This window comes from Caulobacter sp. FV2ye17ST, from assembly GCF_058680955.1.
Genome location: NZ_CM178727.1, coordinates 643,240 through 665,687, shown reverse-complemented (window position 1 = coordinate 665,687; position 22,448 = coordinate 643,240). Strand labels below are relative to the sequence as shown.

28 protein-coding genes are annotated in these 22,448 nt (G+C 66.7%); 12 read left to right on the top strand and 16 right to left on the bottom strand.

Annotated elements, in window-relative coordinates; all coding sequences use genetic code 11:
- Positions 1 to 188 precede the first annotated feature (188 nt).
- Both ACW17V_RS03265 and ACW17V_RS03260 read left to right on the top strand, forming a co-directional pair.
- Complete coding sequence (locus ACW17V_RS03265) at positions 189 to 470, top strand: type II toxin-antitoxin system ParD family antitoxin (protein WP_492107455.1); 282 nt, start codon at positions 189 to 191, stop codon at positions 468 to 470.
- Positions 467 to 811: a type II toxin-antitoxin system RelE/ParE family toxin gene (locus ACW17V_RS03260; RefSeq protein ID WP_492107454.1), complete on the top strand. Its 345-nt coding sequence runs from the start codon at positions 467 to 469 to the stop codon at positions 809 to 811. Before ACW17V_RS03265 ends, ACW17V_RS03260 begins: the two co-directional genes overlap by 4 nt.
- A gap of 336 nt (positions 812 to 1,147) precedes the next feature.
- Here ACW17V_RS03260 and ACW17V_RS03255 read toward each other — a convergent pair whose 3' ends face one another.
- From ACW17V_RS03255 to ACW17V_RS03245, 3 genes are all read right to left on the bottom strand, one after another.
- Complete coding sequence (locus tag ACW17V_RS03255) at positions 1,148 to 1,624, bottom strand: hypothetical protein (RefSeq protein WP_492107453.1); 477 nt, start codon at positions 1,622 to 1,624, stop codon at positions 1,148 to 1,150.
- A gap of 143 nt (positions 1,625 to 1,767) precedes the next feature.
- Positions 1,768 to 2,595 (bottom strand): trypsin-like peptidase domain-containing protein, encoded by an 828-nt coding sequence (locus tag ACW17V_RS03250; protein ID WP_492107452.1) that lies wholly within the window; start codon positions 2,593 to 2,595, stop codon positions 1,768 to 1,770.
- A 41-nt stretch (positions 2,596 to 2,636) separates the two neighbouring features.
- Positions 2,637 to 3,581 carry an IS1595 family transposase gene (locus ACW17V_RS03245; protein ID WP_492107451.1) on the bottom strand — a complete coding sequence of 315 codons (945 nt, stop codon included), beginning with the start codon at positions 3,579 to 3,581 and terminating at the stop codon, positions 2,637 to 2,639.
- 821 nt (positions 3,582 to 4,402) lie between these two features.
- On the opposite strand from ACW17V_RS03245, the gene ACW17V_RS03240 reads away from it, so the two are divergent.
- Positions 4,403 to 4,693, top strand: a complete 291-nt coding sequence (locus ACW17V_RS03240; RefSeq protein ID WP_492107450.1) for a hypothetical protein — start codon at positions 4,403 to 4,405, stop codon at positions 4,691 to 4,693.
- Positions 4,694 to 4,717: 24 nt separating this feature from the next.
- On the opposite strand, the gene ACW17V_RS03235 is transcribed toward ACW17V_RS03240, so the two are convergent.
- Complete coding sequence (locus ACW17V_RS03235) at positions 4,718 to 5,341, bottom strand: hypothetical protein (protein WP_492107449.1); 624 nt, start codon at positions 5,339 to 5,341, stop codon at positions 4,718 to 4,720.
- Between the two features lie 413 nt (positions 5,342 to 5,754).
- Between ACW17V_RS03235 and ACW17V_RS03230 the strand changes: the two genes are divergently transcribed.
- A complete protein-coding gene (locus ACW17V_RS03230; protein WP_492107448.1) occupies positions 5,755 to 6,348 on the top strand; it encodes a response regulator in 594 nt (197 codons plus the stop codon).
- Positions 6,345 to 6,788, top strand: a complete 444-nt coding sequence (locus tag ACW17V_RS03225) for a hypothetical protein (RefSeq protein ID WP_492107447.1) — start codon at positions 6,345 to 6,347, stop codon at positions 6,786 to 6,788. Before ACW17V_RS03230 ends, ACW17V_RS03225 begins: the two co-directional genes overlap by 4 nt.
- On the opposite strand, the gene ACW17V_RS03220 is transcribed toward ACW17V_RS03225, so the two are convergent.
- Entirely contained in the window at positions 6,785 to 7,762 is a 978-nt protein-coding gene (locus tag ACW17V_RS03220; RefSeq protein WP_492107446.1) for an NAD(P)H-dependent flavin oxidoreductase, read from the bottom strand. The genes ACW17V_RS03225 and ACW17V_RS03220 overlap by 4 nt on opposite strands.
- A gap of 65 nt (positions 7,763 to 7,827) precedes the next feature.
- Positions 7,828 to 8,253 (bottom strand): lysozyme inhibitor LprI family protein, encoded by a 426-nt coding sequence (locus ACW17V_RS03215; protein WP_492107445.1) that lies wholly within the window; start codon positions 8,251 to 8,253, stop codon positions 7,828 to 7,830.
- An 878-nt stretch (positions 8,254 to 9,131) separates the two neighbouring features.
- Here ACW17V_RS03215 and ACW17V_RS03210 point away from each other — a divergent pair.
- The gene (locus ACW17V_RS03210) at positions 9,132 to 9,479 is read left to right on the top strand and encodes a hypothetical protein (protein WP_492107444.1); all 348 of its coding nucleotides are present in this window, start codon (positions 9,132 to 9,134) and stop codon (positions 9,477 to 9,479) included.
- 42 nt (positions 9,480 to 9,521) lie between these two features.
- Here ACW17V_RS03210 and ACW17V_RS03205 read toward each other — a convergent pair whose 3' ends face one another.
- Positions 9,522 to 9,941: a lysozyme inhibitor LprI family protein gene (locus ACW17V_RS03205; protein WP_492107443.1), complete on the bottom strand. Its 420-nt coding sequence runs from the start codon at positions 9,939 to 9,941 to the stop codon at positions 9,522 to 9,524.
- An 18-nt stretch (positions 9,942 to 9,959) separates the two neighbouring features.
- The gene (locus ACW17V_RS03200) at positions 9,960 to 10,922 is read right to left on the bottom strand and encodes an acetyl-CoA carboxylase carboxyltransferase subunit alpha (protein ID WP_492107442.1); all 963 of its coding nucleotides are present in this window, start codon (positions 10,920 to 10,922) and stop codon (positions 9,960 to 9,962) included.
- A 276-nt stretch (positions 10,923 to 11,198) separates the two neighbouring features.
- Here ACW17V_RS03200 and ACW17V_RS03195 point away from each other — a divergent pair, with 276 nt between their 5' ends.
- The 3 genes from ACW17V_RS03195 to ACW17V_RS03185 all read left to right on the top strand — a co-directional run bounded on the left by ACW17V_RS03195 (position 11,199) and on the right by ACW17V_RS03185 (position 13,360).
- Complete coding sequence (locus tag ACW17V_RS03195; protein ID WP_492107441.1) at positions 11,199 to 11,399, top strand: hypothetical protein; 201 nt, start codon at positions 11,199 to 11,201, stop codon at positions 11,397 to 11,399.
- A gap of 102 nt (positions 11,400 to 11,501) precedes the next feature.
- Entirely contained in the window at positions 11,502 to 12,875 is a 1,374-nt protein-coding gene (locus tag ACW17V_RS03190; protein ID WP_492107440.1) for a cytochrome P450, read from the top strand.
- A gap of 71 nt (positions 12,876 to 12,946) precedes the next feature.
- Positions 12,947 to 13,360, top strand: a complete 414-nt coding sequence (locus tag ACW17V_RS03185) for an OsmC family protein (RefSeq protein WP_492107439.1) — start codon at positions 12,947 to 12,949, stop codon at positions 13,358 to 13,360.
- A gap of 41 nt (positions 13,361 to 13,401) precedes the next feature.
- Here the strand turns inward: ACW17V_RS03185 and ACW17V_RS03180 are convergent, their stop codons facing one another.
- From ACW17V_RS03180 to didA, 5 genes are all read right to left on the bottom strand, one after another.
- Positions 13,402 to 14,451, bottom strand: coding sequence for an HpcH/HpaI aldolase/citrate lyase family protein (locus tag ACW17V_RS03180; protein WP_492107438.1), 1,050 nt, complete (start codon positions 14,449 to 14,451; stop codon positions 13,402 to 13,404).
- Positions 14,452 to 14,604: 153 nt separating this feature from the next.
- Positions 14,605 to 15,633 (bottom strand): mechanosensitive ion channel family protein, encoded by a 1,029-nt coding sequence (locus ACW17V_RS03175; RefSeq protein WP_492107437.1) that lies wholly within the window; start codon positions 15,631 to 15,633, stop codon positions 14,605 to 14,607.
- Between the two features lie 48 nt (positions 15,634 to 15,681).
- The gene (locus tag ACW17V_RS03170) at positions 15,682 to 16,674 is read right to left on the bottom strand and encodes a pectinesterase family protein (RefSeq protein ID WP_492107436.1); all 993 of its coding nucleotides are present in this window, start codon (positions 16,672 to 16,674) and stop codon (positions 15,682 to 15,684) included.
- A 111-nt stretch (positions 16,675 to 16,785) separates the two neighbouring features.
- Positions 16,786 to 17,799: an N-acetyl-D-Glu racemase DgcA gene (dgcA, locus tag ACW17V_RS03165; protein ID WP_492107435.1), complete on the bottom strand. Its 1,014-nt coding sequence runs from the start codon at positions 17,797 to 17,799 to the stop codon at positions 16,786 to 16,788.
- A 41-nt stretch (positions 17,800 to 17,840) separates the two neighbouring features.
- A complete protein-coding gene (didA, locus tag ACW17V_RS03160) occupies positions 17,841 to 18,047 on the bottom strand; it encodes a DNA damage-induced SOS-independent cell division inhibitor A (RefSeq protein ID WP_492107434.1) in 207 nt (68 codons plus the stop codon).
- Between the two features lie 122 nt (positions 18,048 to 18,169).
- Here didA and ACW17V_RS03155 point away from each other — a divergent pair, with 122 nt between their 5' ends.
- On the top strand, positions 18,170 to 18,484 hold the full coding sequence (locus ACW17V_RS03155; RefSeq protein WP_492107433.1) for a polyhydroxyalkanoic acid system family protein: 315 nt from the start codon (positions 18,170 to 18,172) through the stop codon (positions 18,482 to 18,484).
- Positions 18,485 to 18,502: 18 nt separating this feature from the next.
- Here the strand turns inward: ACW17V_RS03155 and ACW17V_RS03150 are convergent, their stop codons facing one another.
- Complete coding sequence (locus ACW17V_RS03150) at positions 18,503 to 18,910, bottom strand: DUF983 domain-containing protein (protein ID WP_492107432.1); 408 nt, start codon at positions 18,908 to 18,910, stop codon at positions 18,503 to 18,505.
- A gap of 82 nt (positions 18,911 to 18,992) precedes the next feature.
- Here ACW17V_RS03150 and ACW17V_RS03145 point away from each other — a divergent pair, with 82 nt between their 5' ends.
- Positions 18,993 to 20,351 carry an aminotransferase-like domain-containing protein gene (locus ACW17V_RS03145; protein ID WP_492107431.1) on the top strand — a complete coding sequence of 453 codons (1,359 nt, stop codon included), beginning with the start codon at positions 18,993 to 18,995 and terminating at the stop codon, positions 20,349 to 20,351.
- Here the strand turns inward: ACW17V_RS03145 and ACW17V_RS03140 are convergent.
- Both ACW17V_RS03140 and ACW17V_RS03135 read right to left on the bottom strand, forming a co-directional pair.
- A complete protein-coding gene (locus ACW17V_RS03140; RefSeq protein ID WP_492107430.1) occupies positions 20,348 to 20,557 on the bottom strand; it encodes a hypothetical protein in 210 nt (69 codons plus the stop codon). The two genes, ACW17V_RS03145 and ACW17V_RS03140, sit on opposite strands and share 4 nt — an antisense overlap.
- A gap of 74 nt (positions 20,558 to 20,631) precedes the next feature.
- Positions 20,632 to 21,264 carry a TetR/AcrR family transcriptional regulator gene (locus tag ACW17V_RS03135; protein WP_492107429.1) on the bottom strand — a complete coding sequence of 211 codons (633 nt, stop codon included), beginning with the start codon at positions 21,262 to 21,264 and terminating at the stop codon, positions 20,632 to 20,634.
- A 90-nt stretch (positions 21,265 to 21,354) separates the two neighbouring features.
- Here ACW17V_RS03135 and ACW17V_RS03130 point away from each other — a divergent pair, with 90 nt between their 5' ends.
- Positions 21,355 to 22,446 (top strand): efflux RND transporter periplasmic adaptor subunit, encoded by a 1,092-nt coding sequence (locus ACW17V_RS03130; RefSeq protein WP_492107428.1) that lies wholly within the window; start codon positions 21,355 to 21,357, stop codon positions 22,444 to 22,446.
- Positions 22,447 to 22,448 lie beyond the last annotated feature (2 nt).

The window sequence follows — 22,448 nt, the reverse complement described above, 5'->3', positions numbered from 1 at the left end:
GGTCTGGACAGGTTGGTCAAGGACGGCCCTCCGGGCCGCCGCGGCGCGGCCGGTCGCAGACCGGTCCTTGAGGAACCTGTCCAGACCGGCGATCGTCTCGCCGTGAGATGAAGGGCTGGCTCCCTTCGGCGCGAAGGCGGCGTGGTCCCCGCTTTGAGAAACCCTGATTTCGCCGTACCCTTACGGCCATGACCACGCACTCCGTCGTCCTGCCCGAGCCTCTTGAAGCCTTTGTCGAGGCCGAGGTCGCCTCCGGCGCCTATCCCGACGTCGACGCCGTACTGGCGGCGGCTGTCGATCTGCTTCAGCGCCAGCAACGTCGCGAGGCCGCGAAGGTCGAACGCTTCAAGGCCCTGATTCAGGAAGGTCTCGACGATCTGGAAGCCGGCCGCGTCGAGATCGTCGAGGACCTGGGCGCCTGGTTCGACCAGATCGAGGCCGAACTCGACGAGGCGTCGCGCGCCGCGTGAGGCGAGCCCATCTCACGGCCGGCGCCCGCCGCGACGTGGCCACGATCCTGGCGTGGAGCGAAACCCGGTTCGGCAAGCGCCAACGGCACCTCTACCGCCTGCTGCTGGAACGCGCCTTCGCAGCGCTCTGCGAGAACGCCGATCGTGCAGGCGTCCGGACCGATCCGGACCTTCCGCCCGACCTGCGCCTCTATCCCATCCGCTTCAGCCGCGCCGACCTGCCGCGCCAGGATCGCGTGGGCCGCCCCCGTCACGTGGTGGCCTTCCGCGTTGAAGGCGATGTTGTCGTGATCTTGCGGGTGTTGGACGAGGCGATGGACTTGCCGGAGCGACTGGTGTGACGGACAGGACTACGGGCCGCCACGGCGCGGCCGGTCGCGGACCGGTGTCGGCGGAGCAACCTGCCCAGACCGGCGACCGTCTCGCCGTAAGATGAAGGGATGGCTCCCTTCGGCGCGAAGGGGGCGGGGCGCACAGACCACAGCCCTCTCCCAGAGGGGAGGATTATGTACCTGACAAAGCAAGCCGATGGCGGCGCTGATTCGAGAGGTCAATCTGGAGCTGAGATAGAAGTCACCCCCGCCATGATTGATGCGGGGTGGGATGTCGTTCTCATGCATGGCCCAGATGGGGCATCACCAGAAGACGACTGGCTCGTGAGAGTATTTCGCGCGATGTCAGCCCAATGCCATAGATAAGCCCTTACAGCTTGCTGCGATGGCTCGAACGACAATTCCTAGCTCGCTGGTGGTTGAGTCCAAAAGAGAAAGGTCTAGCGGCTCGTTTTTGTGAGATCCGTGGCGCTTAGAAAGCGCTCCCTTTATCAGCACTGTGCGCCCTGTCTCTTCTTCGGTTCCATACAGGCTATGGGCCAGCTTGTTGCGAAGAGCCAAGGCGTTACCGATGCATGCTTCCCCCTTCAGAATTTGGACCGATATGGGGTGCGTTGGATTCAGTTTCGCTACACTCTTCACGATCGCCCACCGGGCGCTGATGTTTTCAATCTTTATCAGAATTGCCCCCGCTATTGCCCCATCTCCGAGCAGCCCAGAGAAGGCGATGAACAGATAGGCTTCCAGATTTGCTGTCGCGATGATCAAGCGCCCAACGGCCTGGAGGACTTCAGCGGGCGTATCTGGATATGGATCTGTCACACTGGCGGTCCGAGGCTGACTAGATGTAGGTTGCGCTATGAGCCAAGATCCTAAGCCTGAATCGCCAGAATCCGACGAAGAGTTTGAGCGAGTTCTACGGAACCTAGTGAACACACCCCACAAGCCGCACAACAAGGCCGCCCCTAAGCGTCCCGCACGCCCCCCGCGATGATTTCTTCCAGCAGCGGCCTGCGCCACGCCAGCCCAAGTTCCGCATCGAGGGGATTAGAAGAGTGGATGCGTCCGGAGTAGATGCCGAAGAATCGCGTGGCGACACCGGTCATCACGCACGTGTTGCCGTCCTCCATCGGAACCGAGCCTGACGCGCGGCGGATGATTGGAGAGCCCGACATTCCGGGTCGGCTCGCCGTATCGATGAGGGTAAATGGACGGCTCGGATCCGCAACATCCGGTTCTGACGCGAGACTACCCCGCTTCCAAACGGGCAAGCCGCCCGGCCCGATCCCATAGGGATACCCAAGAATAAAAAGGTCGCTGCCTATCTCGGTTCTGATGGCCATCTCCGGGAGGTCGTTGACGGCGTAAGGCTCCACGTTTGGCGGCGCGATCAGCGGCAGGGCTACAGCATCCACCGCCGATCCTAAGTGAGGGTGCACGAGCCAGAGTGGGACTCCCTCGTCATCACGTAACGGATGATTTAGGGCGACCTTATCGCCAAGTTGATCTTTGACATTCCACCAAACCCTCAACTGATTTGGCTCAGCTAAGGTATTTGACAGATGTTTCCCGGTAAATGGGTCCTTTCCAGATACATTGTGCCAGTTGGTCATCAGAAACAGTTGTTGCTCTAACTTCCAAAAGAAGGCCGTTCCCTGGCTCAATAGCGTTTCAGCGAAGAACATCTCGATTGGGACGCTAACTACGGAGTACTGATCTATGACCTGCAAATCACCGCCTCCTGTGGCATACTTGCGCGCCGCCGTTCCGCTAACCTTCAGTCCGGCCAGCACGCGTAGGCTTACGCTTCTGGAAAAGCTTACGCGCCTTCTGCCTAACCGTGCGCGCCTTCGTTAGTCCGCCGATAGGTCAGGCGCTTGCCGCCGATGCCGCGAAGGGCTTCGTCAGTACGCATCGTGTCGTTGATGCCGAGCGCGATACGGTTGGAATAGCGGAAGTCGAACTCTTTCAGATAGCGGGCGAGGTGGGCTTCCGAGACGTGATGGAAGGTCCCGATCACGCCGCGCTTCAGGATCGAAAAGAACCCTTCCGCCGTGTTCGAGTAAGCGTCGCCACGAACGTATTCTTCTTTGCCGTGGTTGACGGTTTCGAAGCGCGCGAACTCGCGACCGACGTTGCGGTATTGGCCAGCGTCGTCGGTCATCAGGGCTGACTTGCGATCAACGTGTTTGACGATGATCGGACGCAGGGTCTTGCCGGTCACGTTGGCGACATGGAACGAGCGGGCGCGACCGCCGCGCTCAACCAGCGTGAAGCAGATTTGCTTGCCCACGGCGCCAATGTTCTTCGGGTTGCGCTTGGACAGGCGCTTGTTGCGTTCCTTGCCGCCAATCACGGTTTCGTCTGCTTCAACGAACTTGCCTTCGCCGCCCATCGGAGCGCTGCCATCATCGCCCATGGCCTCGCGGATGCGGTGACACATGAACCAAGCCGTTTTGTAGGTAACGCCGAGTGTGCGGCCGATCTGGTGGGCCGAAATGCCCTTCTTGCTGGACGACATGAGGAACGTCGCCAGCAGCCACTTGTTGAGCGGCACCTTGGAGCGTTCGAACACGGTCCCGACCGTCACAGTAAACTGCTCACGGCATTCCTTGGCGTTGCACTGATACAGGCCTGGACGAGCCGACCGACCCTCAATCTTCGTGGCCTCGTTGACCACGCCGCAATGCGGGCAGATCGGACCTTGCGGCCAACGCGTCGCTTCAAGATGGGCGCGGGCTTTGTCGGCGTCTTGGAAGATTTCAGAGGTCAGGTTCATCGGCAGGGCTCCAGTGAGAAAACCCTATCAATTCAATCCTGCTTTGTCACGTATATAATTACCCCCAGAGGGAGAGGGAGGGGCCCGCCGCGCAGCGGTGGGAGGGTGAGGGGTTTGCGAAGCCCTTCCGGACAAGGCAGGGCCTTCGGGCGCCAGGACGGTTGACGGTGTAACCCCTCACCCTCCCACGCAAGCGTGGGCCCCTCCCTCTCCCTCTGGGAGAGGGTTGCTCACGGGGATAGCGCGCAGTTTATCCCCGCGCCCGCCGCCACAAACCCCAACCCTTTCAACGCCCTGCAGAAAAATCGATCGCGCCTGTCAGACGCGCTCAAACCTGCCGCATACTTCTAGCCATCCCGTCGCGAGGGAGAGGGCTCTTGGATCCGGCCCGAGACGCGCGGCGCGGATGCGGTCGAGCGGGGCCGCCGGAGTCGCGTGATGCGGGACCGGCCGGCTTGATGGGAGGGCGGGTGACGTAAACCCGCCTATCGGGAGGTCCGTCGGAGGGCCCCCGCCCGCCCGAAGGTTCGCTCCGGGTTCCTCCGGAATCGGCGTTGCCGCAGCTTCAGGCTGGGTGCGTCGCGAGGCAGGACAAAACCCGGGTGGGGCATAAGGCTGAACAAGGCCTGCGCGCCCCGGCCAGAGGGATAACGACCGCGCGGGGCGTCAGGCTTCGTCGAAACGGTACACTCTTCACAACAGCTCCGGACGCGGTCCGGACGCCCCGCGCCTCTCCCGTTTTCACCCGCGCCGCGATCCGGCGCGGCGGCGAAGCCGTGCGCCCATCCCGGCGCGCGCCGCCGGCATCCCAGGAGACACCCATGACCGACACCTCACGCGAAGCCCGCGTCAACGCCTGGCACAAGGCCATGACCGAGAAGCTCGACGCCCTGCGCGCGCAATGGGCGGCCGAAGCGGCCGAGCGCGCCGCCCGCCCTCGCATTGTCCGCCGCACGCCGGCCTCGCCCCGACCGCGCCGCGCCGCCGGCCCGGCCGACGCCGCGCAACAGGCCCGCGAGGCCGAACACGCGCGCCAGCTGGATCAGGTGCGGCAGGACTGGCTGCTGGCCATGGAGCAGGCGGCGATGGATGTGGCGCTGATCGGGCGGTAGTCGGCGGGGGAAGCTGAAGGCGGCTCAGTCCGCCTTCGTCGACTCGGCGGCGGCCGCGTCAGCCCGGTCCTTGGCCTTCTTCAGCCGCTCGCGATAGGCGGCCGAGCTCTTCACGAAGCCCTCGGCGTCGCCATAGTCGAGGAAGGCGGCGTAGCGCTCGTGGCTGCCCTTGACCTTGAGGGCGTGCTTGATCGGGCACCAGTACTGCTCGGTGCGGGCGGTGATCTCGCGGGCATAGGCGATGACGCCGGCGCCATAGCCGCAATAGACGCAGTTGAGCTTCTGGACCGGGTTCAGATAGCTCAGCCGGTGGCGGTCGATGACCACATAGTCGCGGCGGCGGACCCGCTCGATGCCCCAGGCGCTGAAGCAGCCCAGCTGGTAGACGCTGACGGCCAGGTCCATCAGGGCCATCGGAATGACCATGCCGTAGATCAGCGGCATGGTCAGCAGGGTGGGCCAGGGGGTCTTGAAAAAGTCGATGCGGCGCTTGTGGCTGCGCTGGCTCTGGCGGGCGTCGGGGCTGAAGTGGGGCTTGCCGCGCTTGAGCTCCAGCCCGTGCTCGCCGGCCCGGGCGACGAAGGCGGCCTCCAACTGGTCCTCCAGATGGCGCAGACGGTCGATCATCTGCTCGATCGAATCGGCCATCGGGGTGTCCTCGGTTTGCGGGCGTCAGTCTTCGGTATTCCGGCGGCGCGGACCAGCGGTATTCCCCGCGGGGCGCCCCGACGGGATAGGCCCGGCCGGCGATTAAAATATAACGGCACTATGTCTGCCATTATATTCCTGATACAGCCACGTCGAAGCCCCCGGCGAAGCTGTCGACAGAGTCGCGGACGGGCGAGCGGGATCATCGCGCGATCCCGACAGCCGACCCCACAATGAGTTTTCGACACCGAGCTCTGAGCGCTTTTGGCCGCTCTCGATGTTTACGTCGCCGACCCGGAGAGATATCGTCCCGACATCTGGCCTCGAAAGCCAGTATCGCCTTCATAAGCCTGATTGATATTGCCCAGTTCCGTTTACCAAGTACAGCGTATTGACTTGAGGGGAGTTCGATTTTGCAAGACAGCAGTCGGATAAATCTGTCCTCCGCCCGGTTCCTGATCGTCGACGACAACGACAAGTCCCTGAAAATCCTCTGCGATCTGGTCCGGAGCTTCGGGGCCGGATCGGTGACGGCCGCCAGCAGCGCCTTCGAGGCGCAGGAGCTGATGAGCCGCCAGCGCTTCGACCTGCTGATCACCGACGCGGTCATGCCCGACTATGACGGCTACGCCCTGGTGCGCTGGCTGCGGGCCCGGCCCGAGGACGAAGAGCGGATCATCCCGGCGCTGATCGTCTCGGCCCATACCCGCGAGGAAGAGATCGCCATGGGCCGCGACTGCGGGGCGCATTTCATGATCGCCAAGCCGATCAGCCCGACCGTGCTGCTGGAGCGCATCTTCTGGATCGCCACCCACCAGCGCAATTTCCTGGTCTGCGAGACCTATGCCGGTCCCGACCGGCGCTGGAAAAACCGCGCCCCGCCGTCCGAGTTCGGGGCCGGGCGCCGCAGGAGCGACCTGTCGATCGAGATCGGCGCGGCGATCGACGCCAACCTGTCCGGCGACGCCATCGACGCCCTGTTGAAGCCCCAGAAGGTGCGCTCGTGAGCCTGGTCCGGACCATCCGCAAGCAGCCGATGCTGGCGCAGATCATGCAGACCGCCGGCGGCGTCCACGCCCGCACGGCCCTGGAGCAGGCCCGGGCGGTGATCGCCTCGACCCGCGGCGAGAACATCGACGCCATCGGCGCGGCCCTGACCCGGATGGGCGAATGGCGGGCCCTGGCGGCCCCCGGCGAGGACGACTGGAACCAGCTGTTCGAGGCCAGCTCCAGCGTCATCTCCCTGTGCGACCCCGACGAGGACGTGCATCTGGTGCGCGCCGCCCGGCTGCTGTGCGACTACATCAACCGCACCCGGGCCGCCTCGCGCAGCGCCGCGATCGGCGGCCTGTTCATCAGCACGATGAAATCAGTCGCCTCGCAGGAGGCCGACGAGGCCGCCCGCGCCGAGGTGATGCGCCGGCTGGAAGACCTGATCCAGCGCTAGGCCAGCATCGAGGCCAGCCGGCCGCGGATGATGTCTTCAGCCTCGGCCACCATGCGGTCGACCAGATCCTTGACGGTCGGGATGTCATGGATCAGGCCCTGGACCATGCCGGCCGACCAGATGCCGCCGTCGGTGTCGCCCTGCGCCAGGGCGTCGCGGCCCCGGGTTCCGGCCACCAGATGGGCGACGTCCTCGAACTTGGCGCCCCCGGCCCGCTCGATCTCGACCACCTGCTGGCTGACCTGGTTGCGCATCACCCGGGCGGTATTGTGCAGGGTGCGGAAGATCAGGTCGGTCTGGCGCTCGTCATTGGCGACCATCTGCTCCTTGAAGGCCATCGGGATCGGCGCCTCCTGGGTGACGCAGAAGCGGGTGCCCATGTTGACGCCGTCGGCGCCGAGGGCCAGAGCCGCGACCAGGCCGCGCGCATCGGCGATGCCGCCCGAGGCCAGCATCGGGATCTTCACCTTGTCGGCGGCGGCGGCGATCAGGATCAGGCCGGGAATGTCATCCTCGCCCGGATGGCCGGCGCACTCGAAGCCGTCGATGCTGATGGCGTCCACGCCCATCCGCTCGGCGCTGAGGGCGTGACGGACGGCGGTGCACTTGTGGATCACCTTGACGCCGTGGGCCCGCAGGTCGTCCACGTGCTCCTGCGGCTTGTAGCCTGCGGTCTCGACGATGGTGATCCCGCTCTCGATGATCGCGGCCCGGAACTCGGCGTAGGGCGGCGGGGTCATGGTCGGCAGGATGGTCAGGTTCACGCCGAACGGCTTGTCGGTGAGATCGCGGGTGCGGGCGATCTCCTTGCTCAGCGCCTCGGGCGTGGGCTGGGTCAGGGCGGTCAGAAAGCCCAGGGCGCCGGCATTGGCGACGGCGCTGACCAGCTCGGCCTTGCCCACCCACTGCATGCCGCCCTGGGCGATGGGGTGCTCGACGCCGAACATCTCGGTGAAGCGGGTCTTGATAGCCATGCGCGTCTCTCCCTGACGATTTTCAGGGACTATGCGCGGTTGACCGTAACGTCAGGCAAGAGGCCTCAGCGCCCCTTGCGAAAGAGCTCCAGCTCGCCGGCCCGCTCGCGGGTGCGGTCCAGCACGCACTGGTTGGCCTCGACCCGGGCCACCGAACCCCAGTCCTCGTCCAGATAGCTGGCGCAGTCGGCGTCGCGGAAAGCGATCCAGGCCCGCTGGGCCTTCTGCAGCGCCGCCTTCTGGCGCGGACGCTCCAGCCGGCTGATGGCGGCCTGATAGGCGTGGTTAAGGCGGGCGTCCTGAACGCGGGTCTCGCTCGCCAGGCACTCGATCATGCCGTAGGTGGTCTGGCCCTCGGGCCGGGCCAGGCAACGATCCAGGGCCGAAACCGGCCTGGCTGCTTTAGTCGCTGGGGTAGAAGCCTGCGCATTGGCAACGCCAGAGGTGCAAAACAGCACGCCGGCGGCGATCCAGAGCAATTTTTTTTGCATGGCGTTCTCCTCCCCGGCCGCCCGTCGACCGACCACTTTCTTAAGGCCGCGCGGACGCCTCGCCAAACGGCTTTCGGGACCTCTCGGACATTTGCGATATCCCAAGCCTCACAAGGTTTGGCGAGCGCTCCTGCCGCCGCCCATTCCCACCTGGCACGCGAATTTTTCGCCTTCCGGAGGATCCAATTCCCTTGTTGCGCGAGCATCCGAAAGTTGTGTAGCCGCCCAACTTGGGCGCGACCACCACCTGAAATGGGCGCAAACTTGCTTGGCGTGAAATCTATTCCGCGTCAAAGTGCCGCATTCGAAAACAATGGCAACCTCAGATGCTCGTACTCGACCGATCAGACGGAGCATACGCAAACAACAAGGCCCCCTTGTCGTCACGCGTAGTGTCAGTTTTTAAACTATTAGCTATAATTTTAACTTGGTTAATCATCATTTTACCGTTTTCGGTATGGGTTTTAACAATTTATATTGCAAAGTTTACAATTCGAATCCTCAAGCTAGATTCTCGCGCAGGTGGATCTGCACTTAAGGTCGTAGACTGAGACTGCCGCTTCTCTTGATACCCAAAACAAAGGCCGCAAAAGCGGCGCCGACTGAACCGATGGAATAGGCTGATGATCAGAACCGCACTAAAGGCGGAGATATCCTCGAAAGATCTCACCAGCGCAGGGCTTCGGGCGCGCTTTCAGCTTGATGAGAGCAACTCGCAATATTACTCCGGTCATTTCAAAATCGGGCTTCCGATAAGGAAGTCGAGAATCCAGGAGTTGGCGGCAATCAAATCACCTGCGCACTCGAAATCAGAATACGACTCGACAGACGATGATCTGGAAAATTCGAAGCTGGTTTACAGATGGTGTGGAATACTTTTGTCGACGCTGATCAAGCGACGGGACTACTATTCCGGTGATCTGGACAACTTCATCATCCACATGGTGCTGGTGCTGGGCGAGCTGAAGGCGATGAACCTCGCCGCCGACTCCAGCGCCCGCGGCCTTTCGCAGCCGGCCGGCGGCCACGGCGTCAACGTTCAGAGCCTGTCGGACATCACACGGATCCCGCGCGAGTCCGTCCGCCGCAAGCTGACCATGCTGATCGAGTCTGGCCTGGTGCGCCGCGGCCCCGACCGCCTGCTCTATCCCGGCCCCGCCAGCGACCTGAACACGTTCTTCGAAGACCTCTCGCCGCTGTTGCGGGAAAGCGCCCGGCTGACCTGAGTCAGACCGGGCGGCCGGCCCGGGCGCCGGCCGAGTTGAGGCTCAGGGCTTGAGCAGGTCTTCCAGCACCTGGGCCCGGCGAGCGGTGTGCTCCAGATAGCAGTTCTGCATATAGATCGGGGCGACGGTGCCGCCGATCAGAGCCCGGACCGTGGCGCAGTCGGCGTCGCGAAAGGTGATCCAGGCCCGCTGGGCCTTGAGCAGCGCGGCCTTGGCTTCAGGAGCCTCCGCCAAGTCGGCCATGTCCGCCTTATAGGCCTTGTTCAGCCGGGCGTCCTGAAACGCCATCTCTGCCTCGCCGCAGCGAAGTATCCCGTAGGTGTTGGAGTTTTCCGGCGTGTCCCAGCAAAGCTCATAGGCGGGACTGTAGGTGACGCCCTCCTTGGGCTGGGCCTGGGCCTGGGCCGCAACCGGCGCCATGGCCAGAAAGGCGGCGGCGGTCAGCATTGTCCGGAAGAGCATCGGTTCGTCCTTGTCCGACTATTGCAGACCGACGCGACCGATGGCGTAGAACCGCTCCGAGCGCTGCTTCTTCAGGGCGGCCGCGTCGAGCAGGGACAGGGCCTTCAACTCGTCCTCGACCGCGTCACCGACGGCCTTCAGGGCCGCCTCGTGATCCGAGTGCGCGCCGCCGGCCGGCTCTTCGATGATGCGGTCGACGATGCCCAGCTTGATCAGGTCCTGCGCCGTGATCCGCATCTGGGTTGCGGCGTCCTTGGCCCGGGCGCCGTCGCGCCACAGGATCGAGGCCGCGCCCTCGGGGCTGATCACTGAATAGATCGAGTGCTCCAGGATCAGCACCTTGTTGGCGCCGGCCAGGGCGATGGCCCCGCCGGAGCCGCCCTCGCCCACGATGGTGGCGATCATCGGCACTTCGAGGGTCAGGCAGCGCTCGGTCGAGCGGGCGATGGCCTCGGCCTGACCGCGCTCCTCGGCGCCCAGGCCCGGATAGGCGCCGGCCGTGTCGACAAAGGTGATGACCGGCAGGTTGAAACGCTCGGCCATGTCCATCAGGCGGACGGCCTTGCGATAGCCTTCGGGGCGAGCCATGCCGAAATTGTGCTTCAGGCGCGTGGTGGTGTCATGGCCCTTCTCGTGGCCCATGACCACGACGGGTTGCCTCCGGAAGCGGCCCAGGCCGCCGACAATGGCCTGGTCGTCGGCGAACTTGCGGTCGCCGCGCAGCTCGACGAACTCGTCGATCAGGCTGGCCAGATAGTCGCGCAGATGGGGCCGCTGGGGGTGGCGGGCGACCATGGTCTTCTGCCAGGCGTCCAGATTGGCGTAGGCCTCGACGCGCAGCTCCTGGGCGCGGTCGCGCAGCGCCTGGATCTCAAGCTCGAACGCGCCTGGCCCCGCGGTTTCGGAGAGCTTGCTCAGCTCCTCGATCTTGCTTTCCAGATCAGCGATGGGGCGTTCGAAATCGAGATAGTGGGCGGCCATGGAGTCTCAACGTCGCCGTTTACGAAAGGGTGCGAACCTAGAGGTTACGCCGCAAAAAGGGAACCGGCTTTGGAACGTTCCGGCGCACGGCGGATTCATCCCCAGGACCGTCCCCAGATGAGTCGCGAGAGAGTCTTCTTTGAAGACTCAAACCGGTGGAGAATCGCGACATTTGGTCCTATGGTGAGTTCTGGCTGGTTGAGAACAAAAACCAGCGCCCAGCGGCCCCCGCCCATCGAATGTGGCTCGGACCCGCCTGTTGAGAACGGCGTTCCCATGCAGGTGTTTACGTTCTTCTGCGTCGAGCCCGATGGCTCCGTTCCGCGCTTCGACGTCGCCCCTTTCGCCGATGATCAAGCCGCTCGCCAGCGCGCGTTCGAGTTGATCGACATGCATCACCGCTGCGACCTGATCGAGGTCTGGCGCGGCGCGACCCGCATCTTCGACGTGCCGGCCCAACGGTCCGCCGTCGCCTGATATTCATCACATAGTGAATTATTGCGGCGCACCCTGCGGGGTGCTATGCCGTCGTTCCGGATGGAGCGCCCTCCCCGGTGGCTCCCGTTCTGGAAGCCTCCCATGGACGCGCAAGTTCCCCGCCCCCTGATCCCGCCCGCGCCGAAGGTCCACGCCAAGGGCCAGACCAATCTGCGCGCCGCCTGGTCGATGATGCGCAACATGGTCGGGGCCTGGTCGGAGGCCGACTTCGACACCCTGATGACCCCCTACACCTTCCTGGGGCAGCCTGGCCTGGTGGTCAGCGACCCGGCGGGCGTCAAGCACGTGCTGGGCGCCCAGGCGGCGCGCTATCGGCGGCCTTATCAGGCCGGTCGCATTATCCGCCCGCTAGTGGGCGAAGGCCTGCTGCTGACCGAGGGTGAGACCTGGCGGCGTCAGCGCAAGGCCCTGGCGCCCAGCTTCACCCCCAAGGCGATCGGAAGCCTGCTGCCGCATTTCATCGCCGCAGGCCATACCCTGGCCGACGGGCTGGCGGGCCAGACAAGGGGCAATCTCAGCGAGCGCTTTCACCGCGCTGCGCTCGACGCCGTTCTGCGCGCCCTGTTCTCACGGCCGGCGGCGGAAGACGGCGCGGAGCTGGCCGCGATCGCCCGAACCTATCTGCAGGGCCAGAGCGGCCTGAACCTCTTCGACTTTCTGGCGCGCAAGCCCGGCGACTTCGCCTTCGCCGAACGCGGCCGACGCCGGACCGGAGACGCGTGGATGAGCGCCGTCGCCGCCCTGATCACGGGCCGCAAAGTGGCGGGACCGCCCCTGGAAGGCGGCGATCTTCTGGACAGCCTCCTGGCCGCCCGCGACGAGGACGGCCGGCCCCTGCCCGACGCCGAGGTCCGCGACCAGTGCGGCACCCTGCTGGCGGCTGGGTTCGAGACTACCTCGCGACTACTGTTCTGGGCGACCTATCTGCTGGCTCTGGATCCCGCGACCCAAGGACGGGTGCGCGCCGAAGTCCTGGCCGTCCCGCCCGACCAGATCCGCACGCTGGACGATCTCTCGGCCTGGCCCCTGCTGCGCTCGGTGCTGATGGAGGCCCTGCGCCTGTATCCACCCGCGCCGCTGATCGCCCGCGAAGTCGTTCTGGCCGACGAGATTCTCGGGCATCGGGTCAAGCCGGGCCAGATGATCATGATCAGCCCATGGCTGATCCAGCGGCATCGCAAGCTGTGGGATCAGCCGACCGCCTTCCTGCCCGACCGCTTCGTGGATCACCCTTCGCCCTGGGGCCTGGACGCCTTCATGCCGTTCGGCGCGGGTCCTCGGGTCTGTATCGGCGCCAGTTTTGCCATGGCCGAGGCGCAGATCATGCTGGGCAGCCTGCTGGCGCGCTTCGAGATCGGCCTCACCCGCGACCGGCCGGTCATGCCGGTGGCGACGGTCTCGCTAGGCCCCGACCACGAGCCGGACTTCAGCCTGACACCAATCCCACACAAATAGACAATCGCGCGCCTCTTGCGGCGGGCAAGCTGCGACACGAGCTTGGCTGCAAGCCTGAAGGGAGCCCCGCCATGACCGACACCCCACGCCCCAGCGCCGTCGCCGACGACAGCGGCCACGGCGGCCTGCAGACCTTCGTCACCGCCGGCCCGACCAGCCTGGTCGCCGATGTGAAGGTCTCGGCCGGCGGTCTGGACCTGGGTCCTGATCCGCATGACCTGGTCGCGGCGGGTCTGGCGGCCTGCACCACCATGACCCTGCGCCTCTACGCCAGGCGCAAGAACTGGCCACTCGGCGCGGTGCATGTCGAGGTGCGCAGCAGCCGGGAGCCCGACATGACCCCGCCGGAACGGTTTGATCGCGAGATCACCCTGGACGGCGATCTGGACGCCGATCAGCGCCGGCGACTGCTGGAGATCGCCGAGATGTGCCCGATCCACCGACTGCTGACGCAGGGCGCGCGGGTGGTGACGACGGTGGGGTGATATCCAGAAGATCCTCCCCCAGCGGGGGGAGCATCTACCGCCTAGAACCCATACAGCGCCGCATACTCCGCATCCTTGCCCGCGATTTGCCGCGCGCAATCCACCATGACCTTGGCCTGTTTCCAGGTCGCGTCGTCCTGCATCTTGCCGTCCAGCATCGCCACGCCGGTGCCGTCGGGCATGGCCTCGAGGATGCGCTTGGCGAAGATCACCTCGTCGGGGGCCGGGCTGAAGACCTGCTTGGCGATGGCGATCTGGCTGGGATGCAGGCTCCAGGCCCCGGCGCAGCCCATCAGGAAGGCGTTGCGGAACTGCTGCTCGCAGGCGACCGGATCGTCGATCGCGCCGAACGGACCGTAGAACGGCTTGATGCCGTGGGCGGCGCAGGCGTCGACCATCTTGGCGAAGGTATAGTGCCACAGGTCCTGCTGCACCGAAGCGCGGGGAGAGCCGTCAGCGTGCGGGTCCTCGATGACGCGATAGCCCGGATGACCGCCGCCCACGCGGGTGGTCTTCATGGCGCGGCTGGCGGCGAGATCCGCCGGGCCCAATGAAATGCCCTGCATGCGCGGGCTGGCCGCCGCGATCTGCTCGACGTTCATCACGCCCTCGGCGGTTTCCAGGATGGCGTGCAGCAGGATCGGCCGGGTGACGTCGTGCTTGGCCTCCAGCGAGGCCAGCAGCTGGTCCATGTAGAAGATATCCCACGGCCCCTCGACCTTGGGGACCATGATCACGTCGATCCTGTCGCCGGCCTTCTCGACCAGGGTCGAGACCTCGTCCAGGTGCCAGGGCGAGTTGAGGCAGTTGATCCGAACCCACAGGCCAACGCCCAGGGCCTTGAAATCGACGTCGCGGGCCATGGCGATCGTGCCGGCCAGGGCCGCGTCCTTGGCGTCGGCGGGGATGGCGTCTTCAAGGTTGGCCAGGATCACATCGACCGTCGGCGCGATCTCGGGAACCTTGGCGCGCACCTTGTCCAGATGCGGCGGCACGAAGTGGATCATGCGCTCGACGCGGGCCGGCAGGTCGCGGTAGGGCGCGGGCGCGCCGATGGCCAAGGGTTTGAAAAAGCCTCGCGCGGTCTTCATCCGCAGTCTCCCCGTCTTTGATTGCCGCGTGACGGGCGCCGAAACCGGCGTCCACTTTCGGCTGTCACGCTTGCTGCTCTTTTCGCAGTTGCGAGAAGATTGCGGCGGCGCGGCAAGGGCGTCAAGGCCTCAGCTTATCAGCGTTCAGAAACCTCAGCCCTTTGGCGGCGCGGGCGGTGGCGACATGGGGGGATCGTCAGGATCCTCGCGTTCCAGGTCCAGGGCGGCGTCGTTGCTGGAGCCGGGCTTGGCGGCCTTGGCCTTGCTGCGGCGGCGGGCGGCGGGTTCCAGCTTCAGGCTGGTCAGCGCGTCCTCGCCCTCTTCGCCGAACAGGCCGCGCACCCGGATGTCGCGCTGCGGATAGGGGATCTCGACCCCCGCCGCGCGCAGGGCGTCGTCGATGGCCCAGGTATAGGCCGCGAAGATCGCCGCGGGACGGCGCACCGCCTCGACGGTGGGCCAGACGATCAGCTCGAACTTCAGGGCGTGCTCGCCATAGCCGACCAGCCAGACCTGGGTGCGGCGCACGGCGTCGTCGGGCGAGGTGAAGGGCACCGACTTGGCCGCCTTCAGCACCGCCTCGCGCACCTTTTGCTTGTCGACCCCGAAGGCGGTGACGAACGGCACGCGGATGCGGCGGTTGGTGTTGCGCAGGGTCCAGTTGATGACCAGATCGTTGACCAGCACCGAGTTGGGCACGATCAGGTCGGTGCTGTCATTGGTGCGGATGCGGGTGGCGCGGGGGCCGACCTCATGCACCACACCGCGCTGGCCGTTGGGCAGCTCGACGAAATCGCCCACCGCCACCAGCCGCTCGAACACCAGCGAAATGCCCGAGGCGAAGTCCTTGACCATGCCCTGCAGGCCCAGACCGACACCCACGCCCAGGGCGCCGGCGAACACCGCCAGCGAGGTCAGGTCCAGACCCATGGTCGACAGGCCGGCCACGAAGCCGATGATCACCAGGCCGTAGGTCAGCACCTTCTCGACGATGTACAGCGAGGCGGCGCTGCCGGCCGCCCGGGCCCGCAGGCGCTGCAGCCCGGCCGCCGTCAGCCGCGAGGCGATCAAGGCCACGGCGATGATAAACAAAGCGGCCGCGAGACCGCCGACCGTCACCGAAGCCTTGCCCAGCTTGACCAGCTCGAAGGTGTCCAGGCGTTCCAGGGGATTCTCGACCATGGGCGCACTCTGAGCCGCGCCGCGCGGCGGGATCAAGGGGGCCGGCCGCTACTTCTCGACCTTTGGCGTCCAGCCGTCGGCGCCGCGCAGGAAGTTGGCCGCTGACCACGCCTTCGCCTGCGTCCCGGTCAGCTGATGGGTCCAGGGCTCGCGCGCCCCGGGGTTCGCGCCCGGCCCCCTGGAGCGATACTCGGCGTAATAGGCCGTCTTCCAGGTCTCGGTCTTGCCCGGGGTCCACTCGCGCCAGCCCTTGGGGTCAAGGCCCTTGCCCAGCCTGGAGTCGAGGAACACCACGGTGGCGTAGGGCCGCCAGGCGCGCCCGAGAAAGACGCCGGTCGCCCTGGGATCGACGGTCACCCTGGCGCGATCGAAGACATAGCCGCTGTCCTGCTCCGGGGTCAGGCGGCTCTGGGCGGTGAAGAACACGCCGTCATGGGCGATCGCGTGCAGATGACAGCGCTCGAAGACCGTCTTGCCGTCGCCGAAGATGAAGTCGATGTGGCCCTCGATATAGGTATCGCGGAAGTACTGCCGACTGTTCTGACAAACGACGCCGGGCGCGCATCTGCGATGGCCGGCATAGAGGGTGTCCTGGGCGCCCAGCAGGCGCAGGCGATCAAACACCGCCCGGTCGCCGTTGACGAACAGCGCCACGGCCTGGGAGGGCACGGTCGCCTTCAGGTGATAGTCGTTGGCGATGGTCAGGTTGCGGACCTGGAAGTCGTCGCCGGTGATCGTCACCGAGGCGCTCTTGAAGGTGCCGCCGATGGTGGCCGAGGCGTCGCCCCAGACCAGCACCACGTCGTCGGGCTTCTTGCCCAGGCCCTTGAAGCGGACATGAGCCTTGGAGACGTTGAGTTTCTCGCGATAGGTCCCCGGCGCGATTTCGATCACCCCGCCCTCGGCGGGCAGGGCGTCAACCGCGCTCTGGACGCTGGAATAGGCCGCGCCCGTGGGCGCCACGCGAAGGCGGGTTTCGGCCGAGGCGCGCGCCGCCGGAACGGTCGCCAGCAGCGCCATGCCGATCCAAAGCCAGTTCATCGCCACCTCCCGTGAGTCTCCGCTCGCGGGCTAGCGATAGCACGCCAATGACACCGGTGGACATCGGCCGCCCGGATCAGGTTTCAGGGCCGGAGCATGCGGCCCTTCAGGTCAAAGCCACAGGCCCGCCGCCTCGACCCCGTCGCCCCAGAACCCCGGCTTGGGCGGCGTGATCACCCCGCCCTCGACCCGCAGCCCGCCGGGATGATCCACCGCCAGCCACCACGGCCCGTCGAGATCGGCGAACTGACAGCCGGCGGCCAGATGTAGGGCCGGCGCGATCCCCAGCGACGAGGCCACCATGCAGCCGGTCATCAGCTGGAAACCCAGGTCCCTGGCCTGCTCCAGCATGCGCACGGCCTCGGACAGGCCGCCGGTCTTGTCGAGTTTGAGGTTCACCGCCTGATAGCGCCCGCGCAGGGCGGCCAGATCGCCGCCGACATGCACCGACTCATCGGCGCAGATCACGTAGGGCGGATCATAGCCGTCCAGCGCCTGGTCGGCGTCGGCCGGCAGGGGCTGCTCGACCAGCGCGATCGGCAGATCGGCCAGCAGCGCGCGCAGGCCGTGCAGGATCTCGAACGTCCAGCCCTCGTTGGGATCGACGATGAAGCGCGCGTTCGGCGCCGCCCCCGCCACGGCGCGCAGGCGGGCGGCGGGATCCTCGGCGGACAGCTTGATCTTGATCAGCGGGGCGTCGGCGACGGCCAGCGCCGCGGCGGCCATGGCTTCGGGCGCATCCAGGCTGACCGTCACGGCGGTGACCAGCGATCTGGGAACCGGCAGGCCCGTGGCCTCGGCGACGCTAACGCGGGTGCGCTTGGCGCGCAGGTCCCAGAGGGCGCAGTCCAGGGCGTTGCGGGCCGCGCCCGGCGCCAGCAGCGCCAGGGCCGCGCTCTCGTCGCCCTCGACTTCAAGCATCCGCAGGGCTGGCTTCAATTGGGCCAGCACGCCCTCGACGGTCTCGTCATAGCGGCCATAGGGCACGCTCTCGCCACGTCCGACATGGCCGCCGCTCCGGGCCTCGACCACCACCACCTCGGCCGCCGTCTTGACCCCGCGCGAGATGCGGAAAGGAGCCTTCAGCGGGTGATGGACGGCGCGGGCGGAGACGGACAGCGACATGGCCCAAGGCTTGTCATTGTTCGCTGGCCTTGGCGAGACCCCTACCAGGACCAGTCGCGGCGGATCGGCGAGTCGGCGCGGCGCTCGCGAAACACCTTCATCGCCAGCGGCCGGTCGACCACGAACAGGGCCAGCCAGACCAGCAGAACCCCCGCATAGTTGATCGCGCCAAGAACGCCGGTTGGACGACCCGGACGGGCGGGACGGCGGGTGGGTTGAAAAGCGTGGGGCATGGCGTAGTCGGTCATGGCGTCCTCCTGGGATGCCCCAACCTCGCCCCTGCCTACGTCGGAAACGGACGCATGTTCCGCGACGCCGAACCGTTCCTATGTTCAGGGCGTTGATACCGAACCTTCAGCAGAGACCCATCATGTCCAAGCCGATCACGATCACCATTCCCCACCAGCTCGGCGCGGCCGAGGCGCGGCGGCGGATCGAGACCGGCTTCGCCCAGATGGCCGGCCAGATTCCCGGCGGCGGCGCCGACAAGGTTCATCAGTCGTGGAACGGCGACACCCTGACCTTCTCGGCCGTGGCCATGGGCCAGACGATCAGCGGCACGATGGATGTGCTGGGCGACATGGTGAAACTCGACATCGTCCTGCCCGGCATGCTGGGCATGATCGCGGGCAAGATCAGGGACCAGTTGCAGAAGCGCGGTCAGCTTCTGCTGGAGAAGAAGTAGCGCAGCGCTCCCTGCGGCCTACATCCGCCGGCTGTCATAGTCGTGCCGTCCGACGCTCTCGAACCGGCCTTCCTCGGCCTTGTGGATGTATTGCGACGCCACCAGCCAGGCCTTGACGGGTCGCAGGCTGCCCAGGCACGCCGCGATCAGGACCGGGAACACGGTCACGAAGTGCACCCAGATCGGCGGCCGATAGACCACCTCGACCCAGGCGAACACGCCGATCACGATGATGCCGACGCCGCTCATCACGAAAAAAGCCGGGCCGTCGGCCGGGTCGGCGAAGGCATAGCTCAGGCCGCAGCGGTCGCAGGCCGGAGCCAGCTTCAGGAACCCCCTGAACAGCTTGCCCTCGCCACAGCGCGGGCAGCGGCAACGCAGGCCGGAAATGATGGGCAGGGGAGAGTTGTAGACTGGATCGGCCATCGAAAGCCCTTCCTACAATCGCGCAATTGATACATACATTCTGGATACAATGTATGTATTTGTGAGCCGCGAGACAACCGCCATGCTGTCGCATCCGTCCGCCGCCTGGTTGAAACGCGCCGAGGCCCTGACCGGTCCCGTCTATCAGCGGCTGGCCCAGGCGCTGGAGGCGGCAATCGCGGACGGGGAGTTGCAGGCCGGCGACCAGATCCCCGCCCAACGCGAAGTGGCCCGGCTGGTCGGCGTGGACTTCACCACCGTGACCCGCGCCTACGCCATCGCTCGCGAGCGCGGCCTGATCGAGGGAACCGCCGGTCGCGGCACCTTCGTGCGCGGGCGCGTCGGCGAGGACGAAGCCGGGCTGGTCGATCTGTCGATGAACCTGCCGCCCCAGCCTCGAGGTCTGAACCTGGGCGCCCTGCTGCGCGAGACGACCGGCGCGGTGCTGGCCCGCACCGATCCGGCGGCGCTGATGGCCTATCACCCCGGCGCCGGATCCCTGGCCCAGCGCACGGCGGCGGCCAGCTGGCTGGCGCCGACCCTGGGCGCGGCTTCACCGGAACGCCTGCTGATCGGCAGCGGCGCCCAGACCGCGCTCAGCGCCCTGCTGGCCCTGATCGCCCGCCCGGGCGAGGCCATCATCGTCGAAGCCCTGACCTATCCGGGCCTGCTGACCGCCGCCGCCCAACGGGGCCTGCGGGTCATCGCCTGCCCGATGGATGATGAAGGCTTGGAGCCACAGGCCCTGGCGCAGCTGTGCGCGCGGCATCGCCCCCGCGCGATCTGCTGCACGCCCACCCTCCAGAACCCGACCACCGCGACGATGAGCCTGGCGCGGCGCGAGGCCATCGTCGGGGTCGCCCGGGCGGCCGGGGTGATGATCCTCGAGGACGACGCCTATGGCCTGTCGCTGGCCGCGCCCCTGCCCGCCCTGGCCAGTCTGTGGCCGCAGGGCGTGTTCCACATCGCCACCACCGCCAAGACCCTGTCGCCGGGCTTGCGCATCGCCTTCGTCGCGGCGCCGGAAGAGCGCGTGGCCGAGACGGCCGGGGCTCTGCACGCCATCGCCCAGATGCCCGCGCCCTTGATGGCGGCTGTGGTCACCAGCTGGATTCGCGAGGGCGACGCCCGGCGGGTGCTGGACGGCGTGCGACACGAGGCGATCGAACGGCGCCGTCTGGCCGCCGAGATCCTGCCGACGGCGATCGGCGGGCCCGAGAGCCTGCATGTCTGGCTGGAGCTGCCCGCTGGCTGGCGCCGGGGCCGCCTTCTGGAGGCGGCGCGGGCGCGCGGCCTGTCGCTGGTGGACGCCGAGACCTTCCGTGCGCCGGGCGTCACACGCGAGGGTCTTCGGCTATCGCTGGGCGCGCCGGCCAAGGCCTCGACCCTGGCGCGGGCCCTGCGCGACGTCGCGGGACTGCTGGCGGCGGAGGTGTCCTAAAACGCGCCTTCGTCTTCGTCCCGGTCTTCACCGTCCTCGTCGGCGTCGCCGCCGGTCGCGAGTTCAAGCGAGTCGATGATGTCGTCCATCTGCTCGGCGGTGATCGAGACATACAGGGTGTCGCCGCCGATGGCCGAGACCAGCAGGCGATAACCGTCTTCAGTTTCTTGCAGGCTGAACGACTGGAGGGGCTGCAGCTTGGCCATGGGAGGCTCCGGTAAAATCAAGGCGCGGATATAGGCTCCCGGAGCCGACTTTGCCACGCCCCTGCGTCAGCGCCCTATTTCAGCGCGCCACGCCGCAGCATGGCGATATGGGCGGCGATCAGGGTTTCGCGCTCGACCCAGGGAAACTCGGCCCGGGCGATCAGCAGCGACACCAACCCATGCAGGCCGGCCCACAGGGTCTGGGTGGCCAGTTGCGCGTCGTCCAGAACGGTCAGGCCCTTGGCCTGGTACTCGCCGATGATGTCGCGGAACATGTGGAAGGCCTCCAGTCCGGCGATCATCGGCCGGCTGTTGGTCTTGTCCAGGAACTCGCCATGGGGGCCCTTCTCGATCATGAAGGCCACCCGATAGGCGTTGGGGTTCTCGACCCCGAAATCGACATAGACCCGCAGGGCCCGCTCGAAGTTTTCCGCCGTCGGCACGTGCCCGACCCGCGCGGCGGTCATCCGCTCGATCAGGGTGGCGAAGGCCCGCACGCACAGCTCGGCGGCCATGTCGTCCTTGGTGGTGAAATAGGCATAGAGCGCCGGCTGCGAGATCCCGGCCAGCTCGGCGATCTGCCGGGTCGAGACGGCATGGACGCCGCGCTCGCTGAACAGGGTCAGGGCGGCGTCGAGAATCTCTTCGCGGCGTTCGGCGCCGTGGCCCTTGGCTTTACGCGGCGACCGCGTGGTTGACGTCTTCATTTTCCGACCTTCATCACTCCGCGCCAAGCTTGACAAGCGACAACAATCTATCACTGATAACTTATCATTGATTGATCTGGAACAAGGACGATGCGGCGCTCTCCCCAGCCCCTTCTCCAACGCGCGTGGCGGCCGTTCGTCTTCGCCGCCGTCGTGCCCTTGCTGGCGTCGTGCGGCGGCAAGGCCAATCAGGCCGAAGCCCCCGCCCCGCCAACGCCGGTGGAGGCCGCGCAAGTCGCCGCGCCCAACGCCGCCGGCGCGGTGTCTGGAACCGGCACGCTGGAGCGTCGGCGCGAGATGGCGCTGTCGTTCCGCATCGCTGGGGTGCTGACCCGCATGAGCGTCGAGGCGGGCGACAGCGTCCGCGCCGGCCAGGTCATCGCCACGATCGATCCGGCCAGTCTGGACGCCCGCCAGCAGCAGACCTCGGCCGACCTCGAGCGCGCCCGCCGCGACGTCGAGCGCGACAAGGCCCTGTTCGAGAAGGGCTATGTCAGCCGCCAGCGACTGGACGATCGCCAGAGCGTGCTGAAATCGGCTCAGGCCGCCTACAGCTCGGCCAGCTTTGACCGGCGCTGGGCCCAGCTGGTTTCACCGGCCTCCGGCGTGGTGCTGGCCCGCACGGCCCAGACCGGCGAGGTGGTTCAGCCCGGCCAGGTGGTGGCGCGCGTCGCCGACCTGACCAGCCCGCTCGTCCTGCGCCTGCCGCTGGCCGCCCGTGACGCCGCGCGCGTCCGGGTCGGCGACGGCGCCCGGGTCAAGGTGGAGGATCTGGGCGGACAGCTGCTGAACGGAACCGTCACCCGCGTGGGCGAGGCCGCCGACACCCGCACCGGCGCCGTCACCGTCGAGATCGAACTGGCCGGCCGACCCGAGCTGCGAAGCGGCCAGATCGCCAGCGCCGAGCTGTCGGTGCGCGCCGCGCCCAGCGCAGGCGGCCAATTTGCCCGCATTCCCGCCGAGGCCGTGCTGGAAGCGCAGGGCGGCCGCGCCTTCGTGCTGCGGCTGGATCGCGGCGTCGCCCGCCGCACGGCCGTCGGCTTTGGCGGCTTTGACGGCGACGACGCCCTGGTCTCGGGCCTGGCCGACGGCGCCCAGGTGATCACCGCCGGGGCCGGCTTCGTCAGCGACGGCGAGAAGGTGCGCCTCGTCGATCCGGCCAAGCTGGCCGGGGAGAAATAGCC